General features: G+C 54.0%; 22 protein-coding genes and 2 rRNA genes. 18 read left to right on the top strand and 6 right to left on the bottom strand.

The annotated features are described in order from the left end of the window. Together BMX75_RS13160 and rrf are read left to right on the top strand one after the other, a co-directional pair. A 23S ribosomal RNA gene (locus tag BMX75_RS13160) occupies positions 1-296 on the top strand; the annotation flags it as partial. A gap of 142 nt (positions 297-438) precedes the next feature. Beyond that, positions 439-554: ribosomal RNA gene (gene rrf, locus BMX75_RS13155) — 5S ribosomal RNA — on the top strand. Between the two features lie 90 nt (positions 555-644). Here the strand turns inward: rrf and guaD are convergent. From guaD to xdhA, 4 genes are read right to left on the bottom strand one after another with little or no spacing between them, the layout of a single operon-like run. Then, positions 645-1,961 carry a guanine deaminase gene (gene guaD / locus BMX75_RS13150; protein ID WP_092828628.1) on the bottom strand — a complete coding sequence of 439 codons (1,317 nt, stop codon included), beginning with the start codon at positions 1,959-1,961 and terminating at the stop codon, positions 645-647. A gap of 1 nt (position 1,962) precedes the next feature. Beyond that, complete coding sequence (gene xdhC / locus BMX75_RS13145) at positions 1,963-2,835, bottom strand: xanthine dehydrogenase accessory protein XdhC (protein WP_092828626.1); 873 nt, start codon at positions 2,833-2,835, stop codon at positions 1,963-1,965. After that, on the bottom strand, positions 2,832-5,255 hold the full coding sequence (xdhB, locus tag BMX75_RS13140) for a xanthine dehydrogenase molybdopterin binding subunit (protein WP_092828624.1): 2,424 nt from the start codon (positions 5,253-5,255) through the stop codon (positions 2,832-2,834). Before xdhB ends, xdhC begins: the two co-directional genes overlap by 4 nt. Continuing rightward, complete coding sequence (gene xdhA / locus BMX75_RS13135) at positions 5,239-6,693, bottom strand: xanthine dehydrogenase small subunit (RefSeq protein WP_092828622.1); 1,455 nt, start codon at positions 6,691-6,693, stop codon at positions 5,239-5,241. The genes xdhB and xdhA overlap by 17 nt, the downstream gene beginning before the upstream one ends. 200 nt (positions 6,694-6,893) lie before the next feature. Between xdhA and BMX75_RS13130 the strand changes: the two genes are divergently transcribed. Next, the gene (locus tag BMX75_RS13130; protein ID WP_092828620.1) at positions 6,894-7,553 is read left to right on the top strand and encodes a TetR family transcriptional regulator C-terminal domain-containing protein; all 660 of its coding nucleotides are present in this window, start codon (positions 6,894-6,896) and stop codon (positions 7,551-7,553) included. A gap of 5 nt (positions 7,554-7,558) precedes the next feature. Beyond that, positions 7,559-9,997 (top strand): ATP-dependent helicase HrpB, encoded by a 2,439-nt coding sequence (hrpB, locus tag BMX75_RS13125; protein WP_092828618.1) that lies wholly within the window; start codon positions 7,559-7,561, stop codon positions 9,995-9,997. 48 nt (positions 9,998-10,045) lie between these two features. Here the strand turns inward: hrpB and BMX75_RS13120 are convergent, their stop codons facing one another. After that, a complete protein-coding gene (locus BMX75_RS13120; protein ID WP_092828616.1) occupies positions 10,046-10,252 on the bottom strand; it encodes a hypothetical protein in 207 nt (68 codons plus the stop codon). A 214-nt stretch (positions 10,253-10,466) separates the two neighbouring features. Between BMX75_RS13120 and BMX75_RS13115 the strand changes: the two genes are divergently transcribed. From BMX75_RS13115 to BMX75_RS13095, 5 genes are all read left to right on the top strand, one after another. Further along, the gene (locus BMX75_RS13115) at positions 10,467-10,640 is read left to right on the top strand and encodes a DUF2970 domain-containing protein (protein WP_092828614.1); all 174 of its coding nucleotides are present in this window, start codon (positions 10,467-10,469) and stop codon (positions 10,638-10,640) included. Positions 10,641-10,830: 190 nt separating this feature from the next. After that, on the top strand, positions 10,831-11,904 hold the full coding sequence (coxB, locus tag BMX75_RS13110; RefSeq protein ID WP_245748550.1) for a cytochrome c oxidase subunit II: 1,074 nt from the start codon (positions 10,831-10,833) through the stop codon (positions 11,902-11,904). Between the two features lie 41 nt (positions 11,905-11,945). Continuing rightward, the gene (gene ctaD, locus BMX75_RS13105; protein ID WP_092828610.1) at positions 11,946-13,580 is read left to right on the top strand and encodes a cytochrome c oxidase subunit I; all 1,635 of its coding nucleotides are present in this window, start codon (positions 11,946-11,948) and stop codon (positions 13,578-13,580) included. A 31-nt stretch (positions 13,581-13,611) separates the two neighbouring features. After that, complete coding sequence (locus BMX75_RS13100) at positions 13,612-14,196, top strand: cytochrome c oxidase assembly protein (RefSeq protein WP_092828608.1); 585 nt, start codon at positions 13,612-13,614, stop codon at positions 14,194-14,196. 1 nt (position 14,197) lies between these two features. Continuing rightward, positions 14,198-15,058 (top strand): cytochrome c oxidase subunit 3, encoded by an 861-nt coding sequence (locus BMX75_RS13095; protein WP_092828605.1) that lies wholly within the window; start codon positions 14,198-14,200, stop codon positions 15,056-15,058. A 4-nt stretch (positions 15,059-15,062) separates the two neighbouring features. Here BMX75_RS13095 and BMX75_RS13090 read toward each other — a convergent pair whose 3' ends face one another. Next, positions 15,063-15,215 carry a DUF2909 family protein gene (locus tag BMX75_RS13090; protein WP_422822072.1) on the bottom strand — a complete coding sequence of 51 codons (153 nt, stop codon included), beginning with the start codon at positions 15,213-15,215 and terminating at the stop codon, positions 15,063-15,065. A gap of 37 nt (positions 15,216-15,252) precedes the next feature. Here BMX75_RS13090 and BMX75_RS13085 point away from each other — a divergent pair, with 37 nt between their 5' ends. The 9 genes from BMX75_RS13085 (at position 15,253) to rplT (ending at position 22,704) form a co-directional block, all read left to right on the top strand. After that, complete coding sequence (locus tag BMX75_RS13085) at positions 15,253-15,969, top strand: SURF1 family protein (protein WP_092828601.1); 717 nt, start codon at positions 15,253-15,255, stop codon at positions 15,967-15,969. Continuing rightward, the gene (locus tag BMX75_RS13080) at positions 15,953-16,471 is read left to right on the top strand and encodes a hypothetical protein (RefSeq protein ID WP_340148050.1); all 519 of its coding nucleotides are present in this window, start codon (positions 15,953-15,955) and stop codon (positions 16,469-16,471) included. Before BMX75_RS13085 ends, BMX75_RS13080 begins: the two co-directional genes overlap by 17 nt. Positions 16,472-16,504: 33 nt before the next feature. After that, positions 16,505-17,623 (top strand): COX15/CtaA family protein, encoded by a 1,119-nt coding sequence (locus tag BMX75_RS13075; RefSeq protein WP_092828597.1) that lies wholly within the window; start codon positions 16,505-16,507, stop codon positions 17,621-17,623. Between the two features lie 86 nt (positions 17,624-17,709). After that, complete coding sequence (locus BMX75_RS13070; protein ID WP_092828595.1) at positions 17,710-18,177, top strand: DUF2489 domain-containing protein; 468 nt, start codon at positions 17,710-17,712, stop codon at positions 18,175-18,177. Between the two features lie 289 nt (positions 18,178-18,466). Further along, the gene (locus BMX75_RS13065) at positions 18,467-19,339 is read left to right on the top strand and encodes an OmpA family protein (protein ID WP_092828593.1); all 873 of its coding nucleotides are present in this window, start codon (positions 18,467-18,469) and stop codon (positions 19,337-19,339) included. A gap of 205 nt (positions 19,340-19,544) precedes the next feature. Beyond that, complete coding sequence (gene thrS / locus BMX75_RS13060) at positions 19,545-21,467, top strand: threonine--tRNA ligase (RefSeq protein WP_092828591.1); 1,923 nt, start codon at positions 19,545-19,547, stop codon at positions 21,465-21,467. 60 nt (positions 21,468-21,527) lie between these two features. After that, positions 21,528-22,019, top strand: coding sequence for a translation initiation factor IF-3 (infC, locus tag BMX75_RS13055; protein ID WP_139197167.1), 492 nt, complete (start codon positions 21,528-21,530; stop codon positions 22,017-22,019). Between the two features lie 80 nt (positions 22,020-22,099). Then, positions 22,100-22,294, top strand: coding sequence for a 50S ribosomal protein L35 (gene rpmI / locus BMX75_RS13050; protein ID WP_009724291.1), 195 nt, complete (start codon positions 22,100-22,102; stop codon positions 22,292-22,294). Positions 22,295-22,350: 56 nt separating this feature from the next. Beyond that, on the top strand, positions 22,351-22,704 hold the full coding sequence (gene rplT, locus BMX75_RS13045) for a 50S ribosomal protein L20 (protein ID WP_066317588.1): 354 nt from the start codon (positions 22,351-22,353) through the stop codon (positions 22,702-22,704). Positions 22,705-22,727 lie beyond the last annotated feature (23 nt).

Below are 22,727 nucleotides of genomic sequence, written 5' to 3'. Positions count from 1 at the left end.
TCCCTATCTGCCGTGGGCGTTGGATGTTTGAGAAGGGCTGCTCCTAGTACGAGAGGACCGGAGTGGACGCACCTCTGGTGTTCCGGTTGTCACGCCAGTGGCATTGCCGGGTAGCTATGTGCGGACGGGATAACCGCTGAAAGCATCTAAGCGGGAAGCCCCCTTCAAGATGAGACATCCCTGAGGCCGAGAGCCTCCTGAAGGGCCCAGCGAGACCAGCTGGTTGATAGGCACGGTGTGGACGCGCTGCAAGGCGTTGAGCTAACGTGTACTAATGGCCCGTGAGGCTTGACCCTATAACACCCAAGGGGTCTGGTCGTGATGATAACGACGAGTGTGAAGACACTCAGAGAACCGGATACGCGTACTGAGCCCATCCAACGGCTTGGTAAGAGACGCTCACAAAACACAGCACAGCATGATATACAGCCCGTTACGCCTGACGACCATAGCAAGCGTGAACCACCTGATCCCTTGCCGAACTCAGCAGTGAAACCGCTTCGCGCCGATGGTAGTGTGGGGTCTCCCCATGCGAGAGTAGGTCATCGTCAGGCACCTACACCGCAGAAAACCCAGCCACCGGCTGGGTTTTTTGTTTGTGTGAGAGAAAAGCCGCCGTTAAGGTAGCTTCGCAAAGCTGATGGTTAATTATCCCTGTGATGCTGGCAAATACCACCCGCCCAGGTTTCATAGATGGCCCGGTCGTCGGCCAGCATCATCAATGCAAACAGCCGCTCGCCAAGCGTGGTGCAGTGGTTGATACGACGCTTAAGCAGCGACGTTGCCTGGGGGTCGATCACTACAAAGTCAGCCTCAAGCGTAGGTGCCAATTGACCGATATGGCTATCTAGCGAGAGAGCCCTTGCATTCCCTTTGGTTAAACCATAAAAACCCTGCCAGGCGGTAAGTGGCTGTCCGCGTAGCTGACCCACTTGATAGGCTGCTTTAAGCGTTCCAAAGCCTGATAGGTCAGTGCCTGCGCCGATATCGCTGGCGTAGGTAAATGCCATGCCGGTTTCATTCGCGGCCTCTCGGTCAAAGAGCCCGCTGCCTAGGAAGAGATTAGAGCTAGGGCAAAAAGCAATATTCGCACCGCGACCCGCCAACCGTTTACGCATGTCATTATCAAGATGAATGCCGTGAGCAAAGGTGCTGCGAGGGCCAACAAGGCCTGCTTCTTCATATACGGCTAAATAGTCACGGCTGCCGGGAAACAGTTCTGCCACCCAGTCAAGCTCCCCGCTGTTTTCCGCTAGATGAGTCTGTAACCATAGGCTGGGGTCATTACGCAGAAGAGCGCCTGCCGCATCCATTTGCGTTTTGGTCGACGTAGGCGCAAAGCGTGGGGTAACGCTATACCCCAGCCGCTGCTTGCCGTGCCAGTCTTCAATAAGCCGCTCATTGTCGGCAATACCCGTCGTGCCGTCCAAAAGCCCCTCGGGCGCGTTGCGGTCCATTAATACCTTGCCGACCAGCATACGCAACTGACGTTTTTGACAGGCGGAGAAAAAGGCATCCACGGAGCCGGGATGGCTAGAGCCGAATACCTGAGCGGTGGTTGTACCCGCGCGCAGCATTTCATCAAGAAAAGCATTGGATAGCGCTTCTGCATGGGCATGATTGGCAAAGCGACACTCTTCGGGGAAGGTGTAGTCGTTTAGCCAGTCAAGCAGTTGGCGACCATAGGAGGCTATGATATCCAACTGGACATAGTGAACATGGGTATCGATAAACCCTGGCATGATCAGCTTATCGCGATAGTCCAATACATCACTGTTTTCCGGTAGTGACGGCAGTAATTCATTGAAATGGCCCACGGCATGAATATGCTGGCCTTTCAGCCAGAGTAAGCCGTCGCCGTAATGCTCAAAGCTGCCCGGCTCGGGCGTATCGCCATCCCCAGGGTCGCGGGCAAAACTAATCAATTCGGCACGAATAAACGTATCGGTAGTAGGATTCATATTAACTCTGGGTCGTCTTCGTATCGTCAACTAAAGCACGTGCAGCGTCAGGCGCAAGGCCGCGTGTTTCTGGTAAGGAGGGCGTGTCGGTTAGCCAGAGCAGCTCGGTGACCACGGTCAAGGCAATGGCATAGGGCGTCTTGTTGTTGAGCTTGGTGGCGTGGATGCGTCCGATGGGACTTCGCACACGCTTAATTTTCTCGGCGTCATGGCCTGCTCGCTTTAGACGTCCCTGAAAGCTTGACCATTTACTGTCGCTGCCAATTAGTCCAATAGAAGCGACATCATCGCGCTCAATGAGGCCTGCAATCAGGGCGTAATCCTGATCGTGGCTATGGGTCAGTACGAGCGCATGCGTTTGCGGTGGTAATTCCGAGACTGCCCGCTGGGGATCGCCAAGCCTATGACAGCCAAGACGCGGTTGCTGTTGTAGCTGTTCACTGAATATATCGCTTCGGCTATCGTACCAGTGCAACTGCCAAGCGAGGGGGGCGCTCAAGTTAACGATTTCGCGACCGACATGGCCCGCGCCAAATATAGCGACATGGGCTTCTGCACCGGGAAAGACTTCCAGCAGGATGTTGACGAAGCCGCCGCAGCACTGACCGCTACGCCCACCCAGGGAAAAAGCTTCCAGGTGTAAGCCGAAGCGCTGCTGCTGTAATAAGTTACGTGCAGCGCTGATCGTCTGCCACTCGAAAGTGCCGCCACCCAGCGTATCGAAGATAGCATCAAGAGTAATCACCATCCGCGCGCCGGGCTCGCGGGGGGTCGAGCCTGCGCTGGTCACCTGAGTGGCCAGTACATGGGGGATGCCATCACGCTGTAAGCGATGTAATGATGCATGCCAGCTTTCTGGAGCGGTTAAGGTCATAACGCTTTCTGCCTGATGGCGTTGGCCGCCAACATGACCCGTTCAGGCGTCGCCGGGGTGTCGAGGTGAGGCGATACCTGATAGCCCGTCAGGCTTGAAAGGGCATCCCTTAGTGCTGACCACACGCAAATCCCCAGCATGAAGGGCGGCTCGCCGACGGCTTTGGAGCGATAAAGGCTCGCCATGGAGTTGGGGTGGCCTTCCAGCAGTTCGACATTGAAAATCGGTGGCAGGTCGCCGAAAGTGGGAATTTTATAAGTCGCTGGCCCGTCGCTGATCAGCATGCCGTTATCATTCCACTTGAGCTCTTCGCTGGTCAGCCAGCCCAATCCCTGAATGAAACCGCCCTCCACCTGGCCCATGTCAATGGCAGGGTTAAGGGAATCGCCCACATCGTGGAGTATATCGACGCGATCCACCTGATATTCCCCCGTTAGTGTATCCACGCTGACTTCGCCAACGGCTGCGCCAAAGGCATAGTAATAGAAAGGTCGCCCCTGGCCGGTGGCGCGGTCGTAGTAAATCAGCGGCGTGGCATAAAAGCCTTTTTCTGAGAGCGAAATACGGTTGAGATAAGCGGTCTGGACGAGTTCCCCCCAGGGGATGCGGCGCTCACTCTCGCCGATACCGGCAATCAGCATACCGTCTTCCAGGCGCATACCTTCACGGTCCAGACCTTCTGAATAGTGCTCAGCGGCAAAGTCGAACAGCCGCCCCCGGAGCTTGCTGGCGGCGTCCCGCGCCGCCATGCCGTTCAGGTCGGCACCGCTGGAGGCGGCAGTGGGCGATGTATTGGGCACCTTGTCGGTACGGGTTGCACTGATGCGAACGCTGTCCAGATCCAACCCCAGTTCTCGAGCGACCACCTGACAGATCTTGGTATGCAGGCCCTGGCCCATTTCCGTCCCGCCATGATTGATCATGATACTGCCATCGGTATACACGTGAAGCAGTGCGCCGGCCTGGTTTAGATGCTGAGCAGTAAACGAGATGCCAAACTTGACCGGTGTGAGGGCAAGCCCCTTTTTGATAATTGGACTTGCTGCATTGAAGGCGGTAATGGCCTCACGACGCGACCAGTAGTCGCTGCTGTGTTCCAGCGTATCCACCAGGGTGTGAAGCAATTGTGTCTGATCAACCCGCTGGCCATAGTGGGTGATGTCGCGCCCCTGGCGGTAGAAATTGCGCTTCCGGATGGTCAGCGGGTCCTCGCCGACCCGACGGGCGATATCATCCATGGCCGCTTCGATAATCATCATTCCCTGAGGCCCACCAAAGCCGCGAAAGGCGGTGTTCGAGGCTGTATGGGTCTTGGCGCGATGCCCCGTCACGCGGGCATTGCCTAGCGAGTAGGCGTTATCGGCATGAAACATGGCGCGATCGACAATGGCGTCAGAGAGGTCGGGCGAGTAGCCACAGTCGCCAATCAAGGTGATCTCGCCACCTTCGATGACGCCTTGATGATCGACCGCCAACTGATAGCGGTTATGGAAAGGATGGCGCTTACCCGTGGCGCGGGTATCCTCGCTGCGTGGCAACCGTAGACGGATTGCCTTGCCCGTTCGGCGGGCGAAAAGCGCAGCCATGCAGGCCCAGGGAGAGGCCTGGGTTTCCTTGCCGCCAAAGCCACCACCCATGCGACGCACTTCAACGGTTACCGCGTGGAAAGGAATGCCGAGCACTTCAGCAACGAGCTTTTGGGTCTCGCTTGGGTGCTGGTTGGAGGTATGGACGATGACGCCTTCATCCTCGCTGGGCAAGACGATGCATGCCTGTCCTTCCAGGTAGAAATGCTCTTGTCCACCAATAAAAAGCTCGCCCTCGATGTGCTGCGATGCCTGTTCCAGGGTTGCCTGCCAGTCACCACGCTCTTGAACGTGGGTCGGGCGAACGAACTCTTCACGCTCGGTAGCCGCGACAGGATCAAGGCTGGCAGGGTGTTCATCGATATCCAGCCTGGCAAGTTTCACGGCCCGGCGCGCGGCCTGTAAGGTGGTCGCAGCCACTGCAAAGAGACACTGGCCTGCATAGCTGATTTCCCGGTCCACGAAAATAGGGTCACCCGGGAACACCGGGCCAATGTCAGTGTGCCCCGGTACGTCATCAAACGTTATAACATCGATCACCCCAGGTGCCTGTCTGACCGCCTCAAGGTCGAGCTTAGTTAACGTGCCATGGGCGACTAGCGATAAGCCAAGCGCAACGTGCAGGGCATCTGCCGGCGTTTTGATATCGTCAATGTAAGCTGCCTTACCCGTGACGTGTTTGTGAGCGCTTTCGTGAAAGCTTGTACTGCCCGCCTGGCGTTGACTCTGGCTATCGACCGTATGGCGAGCAAGTGGCCCGGAGCCTTGAATATGGTCATGCAGTTCGCGGCGGGCTCGGTGGCTGTCGGCATCGAGTCTAGTGAGCGTACGCATGGAGCATCACCTCCTGGTTGGGCGCAAAAAGCGTCAGGTACAGGCGCTCTAGCAGGTTGCGAGCGGCCTGCTGGCGATAAAGCTGGCTACCCCGCACATCGCTCATGGGGGTGAATTCGTCGTCAAGTGCCTGCTGGGCCGCTTGAAAGCTGGTTTTCGACAATGGCTTGCCTTCCAGTGCTTTCTCGGTCGCAAGGGCTCGTTTAGGGGTTGCGGCCATGCCGCCGAACGCAATGCGCACGTCGAGCATGACACCTGCTTCCAGGCGATAGCAGAAAGCGCCCAACACCGCTGATATGTCATCTTCCCGACGCTTGGAGAGTTTCCAGACCCTCAGTGTAGCGGTATCAGCCAGTTTGGGAATAAACACCCGGCTGACCACTTCATCTGCAGCCAATGCGGTCTTTTTATAATCGATAAAAAACGTACTCAACGGGATTTGCCGTGACCCGTCAGCGTTTGCCAGTTCCACCCAGGCATCAAGCGCCTGCAGAACGGGGGGCGTATCACCAATGGGAGACGCGTTGGCGATATTGCCGCCGATGGTGCCTGTATTGCGTATTTGCTGGGAGCCAAGACGGTGTAACAAATGGGCAAAGGCCGGGAAGTGGGGCTCCAATAGTGGTTCAAGCTGGGTGTAGGTGACGCCAGCGCCTACCCACCAGCCTGATTGTCCCTGAAAAGAGGCTTCCTCAATCCGGCGGAGCTCGTCTACCCGGGTAACATCAATCAGTTGATCCAGTTCGACCAGGCGCTGAGTGTTTTCCAGCCATAGATCCGTTGCACCGGCGACGAGGCGCGCATTGGGGTAACGGCGGCGCACTCTGGTCAGTTCATCCAGCGTGCTTGGCTGGGCAAACAGCGATGCGTTTTCATCGATCCGATCAGGGTTGGACACTGAGGTCGCTGGTAATGAGGCGTCAAACCATTGAGGGGGCTGCCAGGGCAATGATTGCATTTCCAAGGCTGCATCGCGGATAGGGCGATAGCCGGTACAGCGGCATAAATTGCCACCTAGCACGGCTTCAAGGCGTTCAGGGGTCAAAGGGGTAGGGCGGCGCTGCTGAGTGGTATGTAGCGTAAACAGCGACATGACGATACCCGGCGTGCAAAAGCCGCACTGACTGCCGTGACATTCAACCATGGCCTGCTGCGCAGGGTGCAACTGATTGCCTTGCGCCAAGCCTTCGACGGTGACCAGATGCCGACTGTTGAGCTGGTGTGCAGGCGTGATGCAGGCATTGACGCTTTGAAAGCACGATCCAGCATCACTCCGGTTGCGAATGGCGACCGTACAGGCGCCACAATCGCCGGAGGCGCACCCCTCTTTAGTGCCCGTCATCCCCAAATGGTCGCGTAATAGCGTTAAAATGCTCGTGTCCGGTGGCACATCGCATTGCCTGGGGGTGCCATTGAGCAAAAACTCAATCGTCGCCATACCAAACTCCGTTTTCATTGTTTTGACCGATCGGTCAATATCGTTTGAGCTTGAGACAAAATGGACGGTTATGCAAGGCTTCGATTGTTGCCCTGATAAGGTGCGAAGAACCGTATTGTGCGGGGCTTTGGAGCATGTAACGTGAAGCGCCGTTAACTTCCACACTCATCTACCCAGCACCTGATAAAGGAACTCAGTGAATGACGGCTGAAACAGCAGACCAGGATAACGTCGGTCGGGACCGCATCGAATACTGCATTTTGCGCGCGGCTGAACAGGTGTTTTCGCAATATGGTTACCGGGGAGCGAGCCTCCAGGCGATTGCCGATAAAGCCGGTCTGCCCAAAGCAAATATTCTGTATTACATGGGCAGCAAACAGGCGCTCTATGTCCGGTTGCTCAATCGCATGATGAGCCGATGGAATGCGGTGCTTGAGGACATCACGCCAGAAAGCGACCCGGGACGTGTGCTCAGCGAATTCATTCGCACCAAGATAGTGCTTGGTCAGCGTTATCCTGAAGGCTCAAAACTGTTTGCCGCTGAAATTTTAGCCGGGGCGCCTTTTCTAAATAAATATCTGTCTGGCGAACTACGCGAGTGGGTCGCTTCTCGAGCGGCCATCATTCGTCAGTGGTCGAATCAGGGCAAGATGGACGACCTGGACCCGCACTTGCTGATTTTTCTCATTTGGTCCGCTACTCAGCATTACGCTGAATATAGTGCCCAGGTCACCGGGATTCTGGGTAAAGAGGCACTGGAGGAAGCAGACCTCGAATCGATTTGCCAATTTCTTGAGCAGGTGATCATCAAAGGCTGTGGCGTTCAGCGCCCCGATGCATCTCTCGCAGCGCCGCGGTGATTGGTATGTCCACGCTACCCATTGAGGCGCATCTAGCCTCCCTGCAAGAAACCCTGGACAGCCATAATCGACTTATTCTGGTGGCCCAGCCTGGCGCGGGGAAGACGACGCGGGTGCCTCTGACGCTTTTGAATAGCCATTGGGCGCAAGGGAAAACGCTCTTGCTGCTTGAACCACGGCGGGTCGTGGCCCGGTTAGCGGCAGGTTTCATGGCCCGGCAACTCAATGAATCGGTAGGCCATACAGTGGGTTATCGGATGCGGGGGGACAGCCAGGTAAGCCGGTATACCCGTCTGGAAGTCGTCACCCAGGGGGTGCTGACCCGTATGCTGCAGGATGATCCGCTGCTTGAGGGAGTTGGCGGTATCATCTTCGATGAATTTCATGAACGCAGCATCGAGGCGGACCTGGGCCTGGCGCTGGCACTGGATGTACAGCAAAGCATTCGCGACGATTTACGCCTCATTGTGATGTCCGCCACTATCGATGTGGCGGCTTTACAAAAGGTGCTTGGGGAACAGACGCCGGTGATTGAAAGTACCGGGCGCCAGTACCCGGTTGAAACGATCTATTGGCCGGTACCGCGTGATACCGCTCTGGAGACACGTGTCTGTGAGGCTGTCGGTGACGCCTTAAATCGATCGGGGTCGCGGGATATTCTGGTGATTCTACCGGGTGTGGCCGAGATAAACCGGCTGGTGAAGAAGCTGGAGGATAGCTCCCTCGATATCGAAGTACGCGCGTTGCATGGTCGCATGCCAGTAGACGCGCAGCAGGCGGCCCTTCAGCAGGATGCTTCGCGTCCGCGGGTCATCGTGTCGACGGCTATCGCGGAGTCCAGCGTGACGGTGGATGGTGTGAATGTGGTGATCGACGCTGGGTTGGAGCGTGTTCCACTGTTCCAGCCTCGTTTGGGGCTCACGCAACTGACCACCCGGTGGGTTAATAGCGCCAGTGCCGATCAACGGCGCGGTCGCGCGGGTCGGCAAGGCCCAGGACTATGTTTCCGTCTATGGTCTCAAGAGCAGCCGCTCGTCCCCTTTGGTGAACCGGAAATACAGCAGGCCGACCTCTCCAGGCTGGTGCTTGAACTGGCGTCATGGGGCGTACAGTCCCCTGACGACCTGACTTGGATGACCTTGCCACCCAGCGGCGCCTGGCAAAGCGGGAAAGCGCTACTGGCCAAGCTTGGCATCATTGATCGATCGGGTATGTTGACCCCGTTGGGTGAACAATGTGCGCGCTGGCCGGTAGCCCCAAGGCTTGCTGCGATGTTGGTGAAGTCAGTCGATATCAACGCGACGGCGTTGGCCTGTGGGCTGGCCGCGCTCCTTGAAAGCCGGGATCGTATCAACGGCTCGCTTCGTGATGCGCTGGCTCAGCGTTTTTCTCAACCTGCACGGTACCCTCAGTGGCAGCGTGATACCAAGCGGCTGGCACGAATTGCCCAAGCCAATTTTCCCGCTAAGGTTGAAGACGCTTCGTTGGGCGCGCTTTTGGCACTGGCGTATCCAGAGCGTATTGGTCAGCGCATCAGCCCAGGTCGTTTCAAACTTGCCAATGGTAAAACGGCCACCTTGCCGGTCAGTCATCCGCTTGCCAACGAGCCTTACCTGGTGGCCGTCAACGTGGAGGGTGCGACCAGCGAAGCGACGATCTACGTGGCGGAGCCGCTTTCGCTAGACACCCTTATTAGCCTGTATCCGGCCACCCAGCAGTGGGTCAATCGTGTCTGTTGGTCAGACGCCCAGGGAAGGCTGATCGGCGAAAGGGTGCAGTGTCACGGTGAGCTGGTATTAGCCACTGCGGCACTTGGCAAGCTGCCCGAGGAAGACGTCATGGCGGCGTTGTTGAACGCCTTGGAGCAGCGCCCTGACATGATCTCGACGCCACCTGTTCAGCAGTTACAGGGACGTATGGCGATACTCCACGCGTCTTTTGAAGGGCGGTGGCCCGATTGGTCGGATAATGCGTTAATAACAACGCTTGAAACCTGGCTTGCCCCCTACATGGCTGGGGTGACCCGTATGAGCCAGATGGAAAAAATGCCTTTCGAGACGTACTTGCAGGCATCACTCACTTGGGATCAGCAATCCCAGTTAGAGCGTTTGGCGCCTACCCTGTTGCGTGTGCCAAGTGGCCGACAAATTGCGCTTGATTATGTACCTTGCTTACAAGGTAGACCACCGGTGCTGGCGCTTAAGCTTCAGGAAGCGTTTGGCTGGCAGGAAACGCCAAGGATTGTCGATGGTCGCGTCGCCGTGATGATTCATCTGCTATCACCGGCGGGGCGCCCCCTTCAGATTACCCAGGATCTACGCAGCTTCTGGTCGAATGTCTACCCTGAAGTACGTAAAGAAATGCGCGGGCGTTACCCAAAGCACCCTTGGCCGGAAAACCCTCTTTCTGCAGCTGCCACTGGCCGAACGAATAGCCGCAGATAGGCGAAATGTGCTTATTCGGCTAATGAGCCCCGAGGTTCCGTCGATCCACTATTCAGGTATTTCCCCAGGTTCGCGGTAGCGTACGCCTTGAGCGCGACGCTCCTCTTCCGTCAGCCTCTCATCCTCTGCTGGTACGCCAAATATGGTCTCCTTTGACCCGTCTTCCCAGGTGTAAGTGGTACAGCCGGACAGCAATGTGACCAGCAGGCACGATGCCACGGTCAAAGTGCTAATTTTTAACAGTTGAATGCTCATCAGTTATCTCCGCAGAACATGTGAAAATCAATATTATCAATCAACTATAGAAAGCGGTAGCAGAATAGTAAATTAGCAAGTGAATAATGTTCCAAAAGCGTTGAATGACTTCCAGAGTAACATGTCGAGGGTGAGCTATCGTTTTAAGTAACGCTGTACAACAGAACGAAAAGCCGTCGAGAGCAGCATCGCGGCAAGCGGTAACGAGGTGAGTATGTGGTCGGTAATCAAATCAGTGCTTGCAGCACTCATCGGCGTTCAAAATGACCGCCAACGGCGTGAAGACTTCAGTTCTAAACACCCAGCTGCTTTTATTATTACATTTATTATCATCACCCTGGCATTCGTTGTAGTCCTCTGGGGGCTCGCTACTTTCGTCGCGGGTTGAGCGAATCATCTTTATTTTTACAAATCGCGTGAACATTGGCGTGTGTTTTCTATACTGCAGTTGATAACGTTATATCGGCATTCGCTTGAAACCTAGATGCACCTAGGTTGAAGGCGTCAGCCACAACAAAAAAAACAAGGGGGCTTCAATGCGCTTATGGTGGCGACCATCAGTATTCACTGCGGGCGTGATGAGTAGCAGTGTCTGCTTTGCTCAATCGTGGAACATGCCGGTGGGGGTGACCAATGTAAGCCGCGACATCTACGGTCTGCACATGACCATTTTCTGGATATGCGTCGTCATTGGTGTGGTGGTTTTTGGCGCTATGTTCTACTCGCTTTTTCGCTATCGCCATTCACGAGGCGCAAAAGCTGCCGACTTTCATGAGAACACCAAGGTCGAGATTCTCTGGACGGTAATTCCTGTGCTTATCCTTGTCGGCATGGCGGTGCCGGCAACGGCCACGTTGAAGAATATGTACGACGCTTCGGATGCTGAGCTGGACGTTATGGTAACGGGGCAACAATGGCGCTGGCGATACGAATACCTAGGCGAGGACGTTGCCTTTAATTCCAGCCTCAGTACGCCTCGTAGCCAAGTCACTGGGGATGAAGGTCGAGGAGAGAACTATCTCCTGGAGGTTGACGAGCCCCTCGTGCTGCCTATCAATCGTAAGATCCGCTTTTTAATGACGTCCGATGACGTTATACATTCCTGGTGGGTGCCGGATCTCGCCGTCAAGCAAGATACGATTCCTGGATTTGTTAACGAAAACTGGGTCAGGATTAATGAGCCAGGCATTTATCGCGGGCAGTGTGCGGAACTGTGTGGCATCGACCACGGCTTCATGCCGGTCGTGGTTCAGGCCATGGAAGAAGAAGCTTTCGACGACTGGCTGGCGGAACGTAAAAAAGCGGCCGAGCAAGAAGCCCAGGGGGTTGGGCGTGAGTGGGCAATGGACGAATTGATGGAAAGAGGAGAATCTGTTTATGCATCCATTTGTGCATCATGTCATCAGCCAGATGGACAGGGGTCGCCACCCGCATTCCCCCCCCTCGCGGGTAACCAGCAGCTAATCGATGATCTCGACTGGCACTTGGACAAAGTCATCAATGGCGTGTCGGGTGCCGCAATGCCTGCATTTCGCAATACGCTTAACCCGGTTGAAATTGCCGCGGTCGTTACCTATACCCAAAATGCCTGGGGTAACGACACTCAAGAACAGGTCCAGCCCTCAAGCGTTGCAGAACAGACTGATCCATAAGTACTGCAGGTTACAGCGAAAATAATAAATTGGAGACAGATATGGCACCCAGGATACCTCTGCAGTCCCCGCTTCAGCACAGCGATACGGTTGCGACGGCGGGTGGTGTTGACCATCACCCGTCGCAACCGACGGGGTGGCGTCGTTGGCTCTTGACGACCAACCATAAAGAGATCGGCACGCTTTATTTGATTTTTTCCTTATCGATGTTTTTTGTCGGGGGCATCTTTGCCCTTGTTGTGCGTGCCGAGTTATTTCAGCCTGGTTTACAGTTGGTCGAACCAGAGTTTTTTAACCAGATGACCACCATGCATGGCCTGATCATGGTGTTTGCAGCTGTCATGCCTGCTTTTACAGGGCTTGCCAACTGGATGATACCGTTACAGATTGGCGCGCCCGATATGGCGCTGCCACGGTTGAACAACTTTAGTTTCTGGTTGCTCCCTGTCGCTTTTACGCTGTTGCTTTCTACGTTGCTGATGCCAGGAGGCGGTCCTAACTTTGGCTGGACGTTCTATGCGCCCCTGTCGACCACCTATGCGCCAGCATCAACGACCTTCTTTATTCTGGCACTGCATATTGCGGGTATTAGCTCCATTTTGGGGGCGATTAATATTATCGCTACCATTTTAAACATGCGCGCTCCGGGCATGCGCTTGATGGACATGCCTCTGTTTGTATGGACGTGGTTAATCACCGCTTTTTTGCTAATTGCCGTTATGCCGGTGCTTGCTGGCGTCATTACCATGATGTTGATGGATATTAACTTCGGCACCAGCTTCTTCGATGCAGGTGGTGGCGGGGACCCGGTGCTTTTTCAGCACCTTTTCTGGTTTTTTGGCCATCCTGAAGTTTACATCATGATCTTGCCAGCCTTCGGCATCGTGTCGGCCATTATCCCGACGTTTGCTCGAAAACCTCTTTTTGGCTACGCCTCGATGGTTTATGCCACGGCGGCGATTGCCCTGTTGTCTTTCCTGGTTTGGGCGCATCATATGTTTGTGGTGGGGCTGCCGTTAGTGGCTGAATTATTTTTCATGTATTCGACGATGCTGATTGCCGTGCCCACTGGGGTTAAAGTCTTCAATTGGGTGACGACGCTGTTTCGCGGTTCGATAAGCTTTGAATCTCCCATGCTGTTTGCGCTTGCGTTCGTGGTGCTGTTTACCATCGGTGGCTTTTCAGGCCTGATGCTTGCGATTGCGCCAGCGGATTTTCAATATCATGACACTTATTTTGTTGTCGCCCATTTTCATTATGTACTGGTACCAGGCGCCATCTTTGCCATCATGGCGGGTGTTTATTACTGGCTGCCCAAGTGGACAGGGCATTATCCAAACGAAACGCTGGCAAAGTGGCATTTCTGGTTTTCGGTCATTGGCGTTAATTTGACCTTCTTCCCGATGCATTTTGCGGGTTTAGCTGGCATGCCAAGAAGGATACCTGATTACGCACTGCAGTTTGCCGATTTCAATCTGGTATCCAGCATAGGTGCTTTCTTTTTTGGCGCGTCGCAATTGCTTTTCGTTCTGGTGATTATTTTATGTGTAAGAGGCGGTAAACCGGCTCCGGCCAAGGCCTGGGAAGGTGCTGTGGATTTAGAGTGGACGGTACCCAGTCCTGCTCCTCTACATACGTTCGAGACACCGCCTGTATTTCGACAAATAGAAAAATAGACCACCCATACTTTATCCTCTGGAGTGAAATATGCGTTCACACCAAGCGGAAGGCGTCAGGAAAACAGTCACCAAGACGATTTTCGCCTTGATGGGTATGTTTGCATTTGCGTTTGCATTAGTGCCTCTTTACGACGTTTTTTGTGAAGTCACAGGTATTAATGGAAAGGTTAGTACCTCCGCGCAACAGGTTTTGAGCAATGAGGTTAATCGTGATCGCTATGTGACCGTCCAGTTCATAACGCGGACCAGTGCGGGACTTCCGTGGCGACTTGGTGTAGAAACCCGTCAAGTCCAGATACATCCCGGTCAAATGACGGAAGTTGACTTTACTTTCTCCAACCGTAGCCAGTCGGCCAGTTGGGGGCGTGCAGTTCCCAGTGTTAGTCCATCTACTGCCTCCGCTCACGTGCGCAAGGTAAGTTGCTTCTGTTTTCAGGAACAGCGGCTTGATGCCAACGAGAACCTTACCATCCCGCTTGTTTTTCAACTGGATAACACGCTGCCAGAAGATATAGCGACCGTTACATTGGTTTATACGCTGTATCCCCTGGAAGAAAGTAATGAGCGCCCAATAGTGGCACGACATATGAATAACAAAAACGGGGAGATTTAAAATGAGTGGCGGAAGTTATTATGTCCCTGCCAAAAGCTATTGGCCGATCCTGGGCTCTTTGGCAACCGGTTTTATGATGGTGGGTTTGGGTGCGCAGCTTGTTTATGGCAGTGCAAACGTCCTTATTTTGATAGGTGTTATAGCCGTTGTGGCCGTTATGGCGTTCTGGTTCCGCGATGTGATCAACGAGTCCCACCAGGGGCTGTATGACAGCCAGATGGATCGCTCTTTCCGATGGGGGATGGGGTGGTTCATCTTTTCCGAAGTGATGTTTTTCGCCGCGTTTTTTGGTGCACTTTTTTACGTTCGCATGTTTGCCATACCCTGGTTGGGCGGTGAAGGTGCAAAAGGTGTTTCGGCACTTTTATGGCCGAATTTCATTGCCGAATGGCCGTTGCTTAGTCCTCCGGATGCCTCGGTCTCAGGGCCTGATAATGTCTTCAGTCCTTGGCAGCTGCCGTTAGTGAATACGCTGCTGCTCGTCACTTCCAGTATCACATTGACAATTGCTCATGAAGCGCTCAAGGCCGAAAAGCGTCGCGTATGCAGAAACTGGCTGGCTGGAACGGTCATACTTGGCTGCTGTTTTATTTTTATTCAAGGCGTCGAGTATTATGAAGCTTACCAACATTATGGTATTACGCTGGAAGCCGGCATTTTTGGGTCGACGTTCTTTATTTTAACGGGGTTTCATGGTGTCCATGTCATCATTGGCACCTTGATTCTTATGGTCATGCTGGCGCGTATTATACGCGGGCATTTTTCGGATACCGGGCACTTTGGTTTTGAGGCATCCTGCTGGTATTGGCACTTTGTTGATGTCGTATGGTTAGGGCTGTTTATCTTCGTTTATGTTGTGTGAGTGTTCAGGTGAGTTGGCCGCTTCCGAACCCATAGACTATGAGCAACAGGAGCACAGCCGCTAAGCCTATCCGCCATTTTAGAGACGTAAGCAGTCGCTTGGACGAAGAGCCATCGCGTAACAGGTAACCAGCGCCTACCGCCAAGCTAATTAACATAGCGAAAAAAACAATGATAATGAGTGATTTAAGTAGCATGAAAAAGTACTCCTCTTGTCGCTGGCGTCTATATGGCTGGTATACATTCTGGTTGTCGTTGGTGCTGCTGGGCAGTTTTCTTGGTGCATGGCAGTGGGACAGGGCCGGTAATAAGCAAGCAGCGGCTTTGGCGCGGGCCAATGCGCCCGCACAGGTTGACCCGCAAACCTTACCCACCGAAGGGGCCGAGCTTACGCTCAATGGTGAGTATATATCCGAACATACCTTTTTTTTAGATAACCGAATTGTCGAGGGGCGGTTGGGAGTTGCCGTCTTAACCCCATTCAAGGATAGGTTTGGATATTACTGGTTGATTCAGCGTGGCTTTGTTGAAACCGGTACCAGCCGTGACTCGCCCAATATATCGACACCCCAGGAACAAGTCTCCATCACTGGAAAATGGCAGCAAGCTAGGGATGATGGCCTATTGTTTGGACCCAACCTGGAAGAAGAGCGCCTTCAGCAAATCAGTCTTGCGCCTTGGCAGGGGGTGACGCCTGATTTTCGTTACCAGGGGTGGGTGCATGCGCAAACCGGTGATGGCGTCTTTTCAGAATGGTGGCAAGCCAATGTGATGCCTGCGAGTCGACATATTGCCTATGCATTTCAGTGGTGGGGGCTTGCGCTGGTAGCACTGATCACGATGTGGATTGGCAGGCGCTATCTTTACTCGAGCCAAGCGCATCATCAGGGGGGATATGATGACAACGATTAAGTCAGTCAATCGTCAGCGGATTAAACTGCTCTTGATATTCATTATTTTTTCCGCGCCTATTATTACCGCCTGGGGAATGGTTGAGTGGCGTATCGGCGTTCCTGAGCAGATCACGGCTCACGGTTCACCTGCTGATCAACTCCCATTGCTTGAGCATTGGCCCCTTGAAACGGTTTCAAAGGCGGATGGTGGGGAAGAACAGTGGACGCTGGCGTTTGACTGTTCGGTCCAGTGTGCCGAGCGCCGGGACATCCTGTGGCGAATGCATCGCGCTCTGGGTCGCGACGCTCATCGGTTAGCGCGATTGAATATCGGCGGAGAAGGCCAGGCACTGCCTGGTGAGCAACTGGCACGTTGGGCGGAGCCTCCCTCCTGGCGACAGGCGAATAGTGTATGGCTGATTGATCCTCAGGGCCGCCTAGCACTTTCATTTCCAGCTTCCGTGCCGGTGGCAGAGATACTTGATGACACGCAACACTTATTCAAGGTCAACGCCAGGTAGCGTTTAGCGAGTGCTTAGCCGCGGAGGGACTCAATGGTTGATCAACAGCGTATTGCCGTCGTCAAGGGACTGTCATTTATCGGTATTTTCTTTACTGCTCTAGTGATGCTGGTGGGTGCCTGGACGCGTTTGTCTGATGCAGGTCTGGGGTGTCCTGATTGGCCAGGGTGCTATGGACAGTGGGTGGTGCCTACAGCTGATGACGCGGCTATCAGGTACCCAGCCTTTCCGTTGGAGGCATCGAAAGCCTGGCTTGAAATGTTCCATCGTTATGTTGCAACCATGCTCGGCGCAACGGTTATTTTGTTGTTGTGGCTGGGCTGGCCACTAAGGCGCGTGAAGCGCTACCCATGGTCTATTAGCATTATATTGTTGATTGCCATTGCCGCCCAAGGGGCATTCGGGGCGTTGACCGTCACCCTTAAATTATGGCCGCAGGTGGTTACGCTGCACTTGCTGGGTGGTATGGGGATTCTGTTGCTGTTTGTATTGCTGCATTGCCGTCTGAAAGCATTGCAGAACAATGCTGATCGGCCGCCACGTCGGGCATCTTCGCTTTGGTGGGGGGTGGCCGTATTATTATTTTTCCAGATAGCGTTGGGGGGATGGGTTTCGAGCAACTATGCCGGTATCTCATGCCAGGGCTTTCCGTCGTGCAATGCTCAATGGTGGCCTGACATGGATATTAGTGAAGGCTTCCACTTGACCCAGACCGTAGGGCCCAATTATTTGCACGGTCAGCTGCACGCTGATGCGCGAACAGCGATTCATATGATGCATCGACTGGGAGGCGGCTTGCTGGGAGTGGCGCTGATGGTCTTATGGTGGCGATATCGGCATGACAGTGCGGCGCGTGGCTTACTGACGGTATTAAGGATCTACGTCCTTCAAGTAGGCCTCGGCATTGCCAGTGTCGTCCTGTGGCTGCCGCTTTGGTTGGCATTACTGCATACTGCCGGGGCGATGGCACTTAGTGTCAGCTATTTAATTGCCTGGCGACAGTGGCGATACAGCGTAGTGGACAAAAATGCTTACAGGCTTGATGCTTCCTCGCCAGCCAACAGCTCGTCACTAGACCTGATGCCCGATGAGGCCAGTTCGCACGCCGAAATAGTACCTCTCGCCGCCAATCGGCAAGCCCGATATGATTAGCGTGATTGATACAGATGCTGTAAGGTCGACGCGATTGGTATGTACAATTCTGGTAAAGCAATTGGCAGGTTTAGGTAAGGAGCATCATGAGTCTGACGTACGCATTGCTACTCTTCTTTGTTGCGGTAGTGGTAATTGTTGCACTGGCTGGTTACGCCTACCGTTTACGCAAGGAAGTCAAGCGACGTGACGCGTTTCGCGTCGCCGAAGACCAGCAGGCGCAGTTGAAGAGCCTGGAAAACCTCGACTGGGTAACTGCGGCCCTGGTTCAAGAACAGGTTGACATTACCGAAGGCGCCTGGCGCTGCAAAGTGCTGCTGGAGATTATCGATCCTAGCCTGACCGAAAAGCCTGAGTTTCAGGCATTTGCCGAGCACTATGAGCTCACAAAACATCTTAAAACTCATTCGGCCAGGCAACAGTTGACGCCCCGTGAGCGTATGGAAGAAGACCGTGAGCGTCTTGCCGCGGAAGAGCAAATGAGAGATGCCGTGTTAGCTGCTGCACAGTCTGTTCTGACATGGCGTAAAAAGGGTGGGCAAGGGCTTCATTAAGCTTTCAACAGCTTAGTTGCCCGTATTTTTTAAGCGTAATGGCCGGTTTATAGTGCTCAACGCGCTTAATTTGCTATGCTGATTGATATCAGCGTCATAAACAAGTTGATATATAGACATGTTGCCCGCGGGCACTGATTCGGTACCATGAGCAACAGCCTAGCATCGAGTAAGTTTGCGTATACGGTGATAGGCGAGCGAAAAACGGATGCTCTCGCTTAAAAAAAGAAGCATTAGATGATCTGGTTACTAATGACCATGTCAGCATTGGATCAAGAAGGAGTTCTGCATGAAAAAATCAACGACAGGCTTGCTAATCGGTTCTGCCCTGGTAGTGGGCCTTTCCGGCTGTGCTAGCTCTGCCTCTCAGTCTTCCGGCCAAATGAGCGCCAGCAGCGATCGTAGCTGGTATCAGCATCCCGCAGTCTGCGGGCTCGCAGGTGGTCTTATTGGTGGTAGCATTGGTTATGCTACCAGCGGTAACTCCGATGAAGAGAATGGGGCTGCGACCGGCGGTGCTGCAGGTGCCGCTATCGGTGCTCTGCTATGTGCTGACAACACCCCTGAGCCCGTAGAGCCTCAGTGCCCCAGCTACGGCGGTGAAATTCCTGCTGGTGCAGCTGTCGATGCTGAGGGCTGCCCGCTGGATTCCGACAACGACGGCGTGCCGGACTATCGCGACCAGTGCCCGGGTACCCCCGCAGGTGTCTCGGTAGATGCCAACGGTTGCCCGCTGGACTCTGACAACGATGGTGTGCCGGACTACCGTGATCAGTGCCCCAATACCCCGGCTGGCGTTGAAGTCAATTCACTGGGCTGCCCTGACAGCGTCGTGCTACAAGACGTCAACTTTGAATTTGACTCTGCTCAATTAACCGCTGAAGCACGTAATGTGCTTAACGATGTTGCCGAGCGTCTGGTCAACAATCCTGATGTTCGTGTTCGTATCGAAGGCCATACCGATTCGGTAGGTTCTGCACAATACAATATGAACCTTTCCCAGGCCCGTGCTGAGTCTGTCACTGAGTATCTTGCGACTCGTGGCGTGGAGTCCAACCGCATGATGGCGGAAGGCTTTGGTGAAGAGCAGCCAATCGCGACGAATGAGACAGATGCAGGTCGCGCGGAAAACCGTCGTGTAGAGCTGGATGAGTGGAACTAAGGTACGTATTTAGCGCGACGACCATACGGTTTTAATACGCGTTAATTGAAAGAGGCGGGGGGCTTTGGCCCTCCGCTTTTTTATTTATACAACGTCTTGCATCTGTTAGTCTTTCCCGTCGTTTATCGTCAACCTACTTTTTACATCATTGATAGCGAAATGTGATCCTTGGTATGGATCACCACTGCGCTCAAGGAAAATCCGCATGCCCATTGTGACACTGCCAGACGGCAGTCAGAGAACATTTGATGAACCGCTTTCCATTATGCAACTGGCAGAGTCCATTGGCCCTGGTTTGGCTAAGGCCTGCGTTGCCGGAAAAATCGACGGCGTTCTGGTTGATGCCGCTGACCTGATCGAGCAAGACGCTCAAGTGGCCATCCTTACTGCCCGCGACCCTGAGGGGCTGGATATTATCCGGCATTCATGCGCGCATTTGATTGGCCACGCCGTCAAGCAGCTATATCCCAATGCCAAGATGGCGATTGGCCCGGTCATTGAAGATGGCTTTTATTATGATATTGAGTTTGGCGGGTCGGTATCGTCTGATGATCTGGAAGCAATAGAAGCGCGTATGAAAGCGCTGATTGATCACGAGTATGACGTCGTGCGGGAGTACGTCGATCGTGATCAAGCCATGTTGACCTTCCTGCACCGTGATGAGCCCTATAAGCAGGAAATTGTTCGGGATATTCCTGAAGGTGCCACCATCCGGCTCTACCACCATGAAGAATATACCGATATGTGTCGGGGCCCGCATGTTCCCAATACCCGCCACCTCAAGGCCTTCAAGCTGACCAAGCTGGCGGGGGCTTATTGGCGCGGTGATGCCTCGAATCCCATGTTGACGCGGATTTATGGAACGGCGTGGGGCGATAAAAAGCAGCTCAAGGCTTATCTGAAGCGGCTGGAAGAAGCCGAAAAGCGGGACCATCGCAAGCTGGCGCGCAAGATGGATCTTTTCCACCTTCAGGAAGAAGCCCCCGGCATGGTGTTCTGGCACCCCAACGGCTGGACGATGTACCAGGCGTTGGAAGATTATATGCGTCAGGTCCAGCGTGAACACGGTTATCAGGAGATCAAGACACCCCAGGTCGTGGATCTTTCACTGTGGAAGAAGTCGGGTCACTGGGGCCACTACAATGAGTTGATGTTCACCACGGAATCGGAAAAGCGTGAGTATGCGGTTAAGCCCATGAACTGCCCGTGCCATGTGCAGGTCTTCAATCAGGGGCTCAAGAGCTACCGTGATTTGCCGTTACGCTTGGCAGAGTTTGGCAGCTGTCATCGCAACGAGCCGTCTGGATCCTTGCATGGCCTGATGCGTGTCCGTGGCTTTACGCAGGATGACGCACACATCTTTTGTACTGAAAGCCAGATTCAAGCGGAAGCGGAAGCCTTCATTGCGCTTACGCTGCAGGTCTACAAGACGCTTGGCTTTGAAGACGTGGAGCTTAAACTGTCAACCCGACCCGAGGACTTTCTGGGCGAGGCCGATATTTGGGATCAGGCCGAGCAGGGATTGGAGGCTGCGCTCAATGCCACCGGGCTTGACTGGGATTTGCAGCCGGGTGAGGGGGCCTTTTATGGCCCGAAGATTGAGTTTGCCTTGCGCGATTGCCTGAATCGCGTGTGGCAATGTGGTACGCTACAACTCGACTTTAACTTGCCAGGTCGGCTTGGAGCGCAATACGTAGCCGAAGACGGGTCTCGCAAAACGCCAGTGATGCTGCACCGTGCTATATTAGGTTCCTTCGAGCGCTTTTTGGGAATTTTGATTGAGCACTACGCAGGCGCAATGCCATTATGGCTAGCACCGCAGCAGGTCAGCGTGATGACGATAACCGATTCGCAGCGTGATTATGCCCTTGCTTTAGAGCAACGTTTGCAAAAAAATGCAATGCGAGCAAAAGCGGACTTGAGGAACGAGAAAATCGGCTTTAAAATCCGCGAGCATACGTTACAGAAAGTTCCCTATCTCCTGGTGGTAGGAGATAAGGAAGTCGACGCTGACTCAGTGGCCGTGCGAACTCGCAGCGGCGAAGATCTCGGCACCATGACGGTCGATGAGTTTATCGAGCGTTTCAGTGCTGAGCGAGCAGCCCTGGCGACATCGTCAATTGGCTAAGGAGACGGAACGATCAAGAGAAGCAACCAGCGCGGGCGTCCAGCAGACAAGCGCCCACCAATGAACGAGCGAATTACCGAGCAAGAAGTGCGTCTTATCGATAGCGACGGTGAGCAGTTGGGTGTAGTGCCCACCACCGAGGCGTTGGAACGTGCTGAATCTGCCGGTTTGGATCTCGTGCAAATTTCGAATGCCGATCCCATCGTCTGCAAGATCATGGATTACGGCAAATTCGTTTTTGAGCAGAAAAAGCAAAAAGCAGCTCAGAAGAAGAAGCAGAAGCAAATCCAGGTCAAGGAAGTTAAGTTCCGGCCTGGCACCGACGAGGGCGACTATCAGGTCAAGCTGAAAAACCTGACGCGCTTTCTTGAAGGTGGTGACAAGGGGAAGGTCACATTGCGCTTCCGTGGTCGTGAAATGGCACACCAGGATATCGGCAGAAAGCTGATGGAAAGGATTGCCGCCGACCTGGAAGATATCGGAGCGGTCGAATCATTTCCGAAGATGGAAGGCCGCCAGATGATCATGATCCTTGCCCCGAAAAAGAAGTGATCCAACGGCGAAGTTAACGGGCTGCCATGATTGGCAGTTGGCCCTGGATTTTCTAAAAAACATCGAGCGGAGTTTTCCTCATGCCGAAAATCAAAAGCAACAGTGGTGCTGCAAAGCGCTTCAAGAAGACAGCCAATGGCTTCAAGCACAAGCAGTCTTTCCGTAGCCACATTCTGACCAAGAAGTCGACCAAGCGTAAGCGTCAGCTGCGCGGTATGAAGCAGATTCATGCGTCTGACAAGGCGCTGATCCAGCGTATGCTGCCGAATCTGTAACGTCGAATTTTCTATCCTGAGAGCATTTGCCTCAGTCATAAAGTCAGGAGTGTGTTATGACTCGTGTTAAGCGTGGCGTAGTTGCCCGTCGTCGCCATAAAAAAGTATTGAAGCAGGCCAAAGGTTATTACGGTGCTCGTTCGCGCGTATTCCGTGTAGCCAAGCAGGCGGTCATCAAAGCCGGTCAGTATGCCTACCGTGACCGTCGTAATCGCAAGCGCCAGTTCCGTGCGCTGTGGATTCAGCGTATCAACGCGGGCGCGCGCATGAACGGTATGTCATACAGCCGATTTGTGGGCGGTCTCAAGAAGGCCGGTATCGAAATTGACCGCAAAGTGCTGGCGGATTTGGCCGTTCATGAAAAAGCGGCGTTTGCTGCCATCGTGGAAAAAGCCAAGGCTGCCCAATAAGCTTCAATTGGCACCGGTAGTGC

This window comes from Vreelandella subterranea, from assembly GCF_900111305.1.
In the GTDB taxonomy this organism is placed as follows: Bacteria; Pseudomonadota; Gammaproteobacteria; order Pseudomonadales; family Halomonadaceae; genus Vreelandella; species Vreelandella subterranea.
This window is presented reverse-complemented; position numbering and strand designations above follow the sequence as displayed.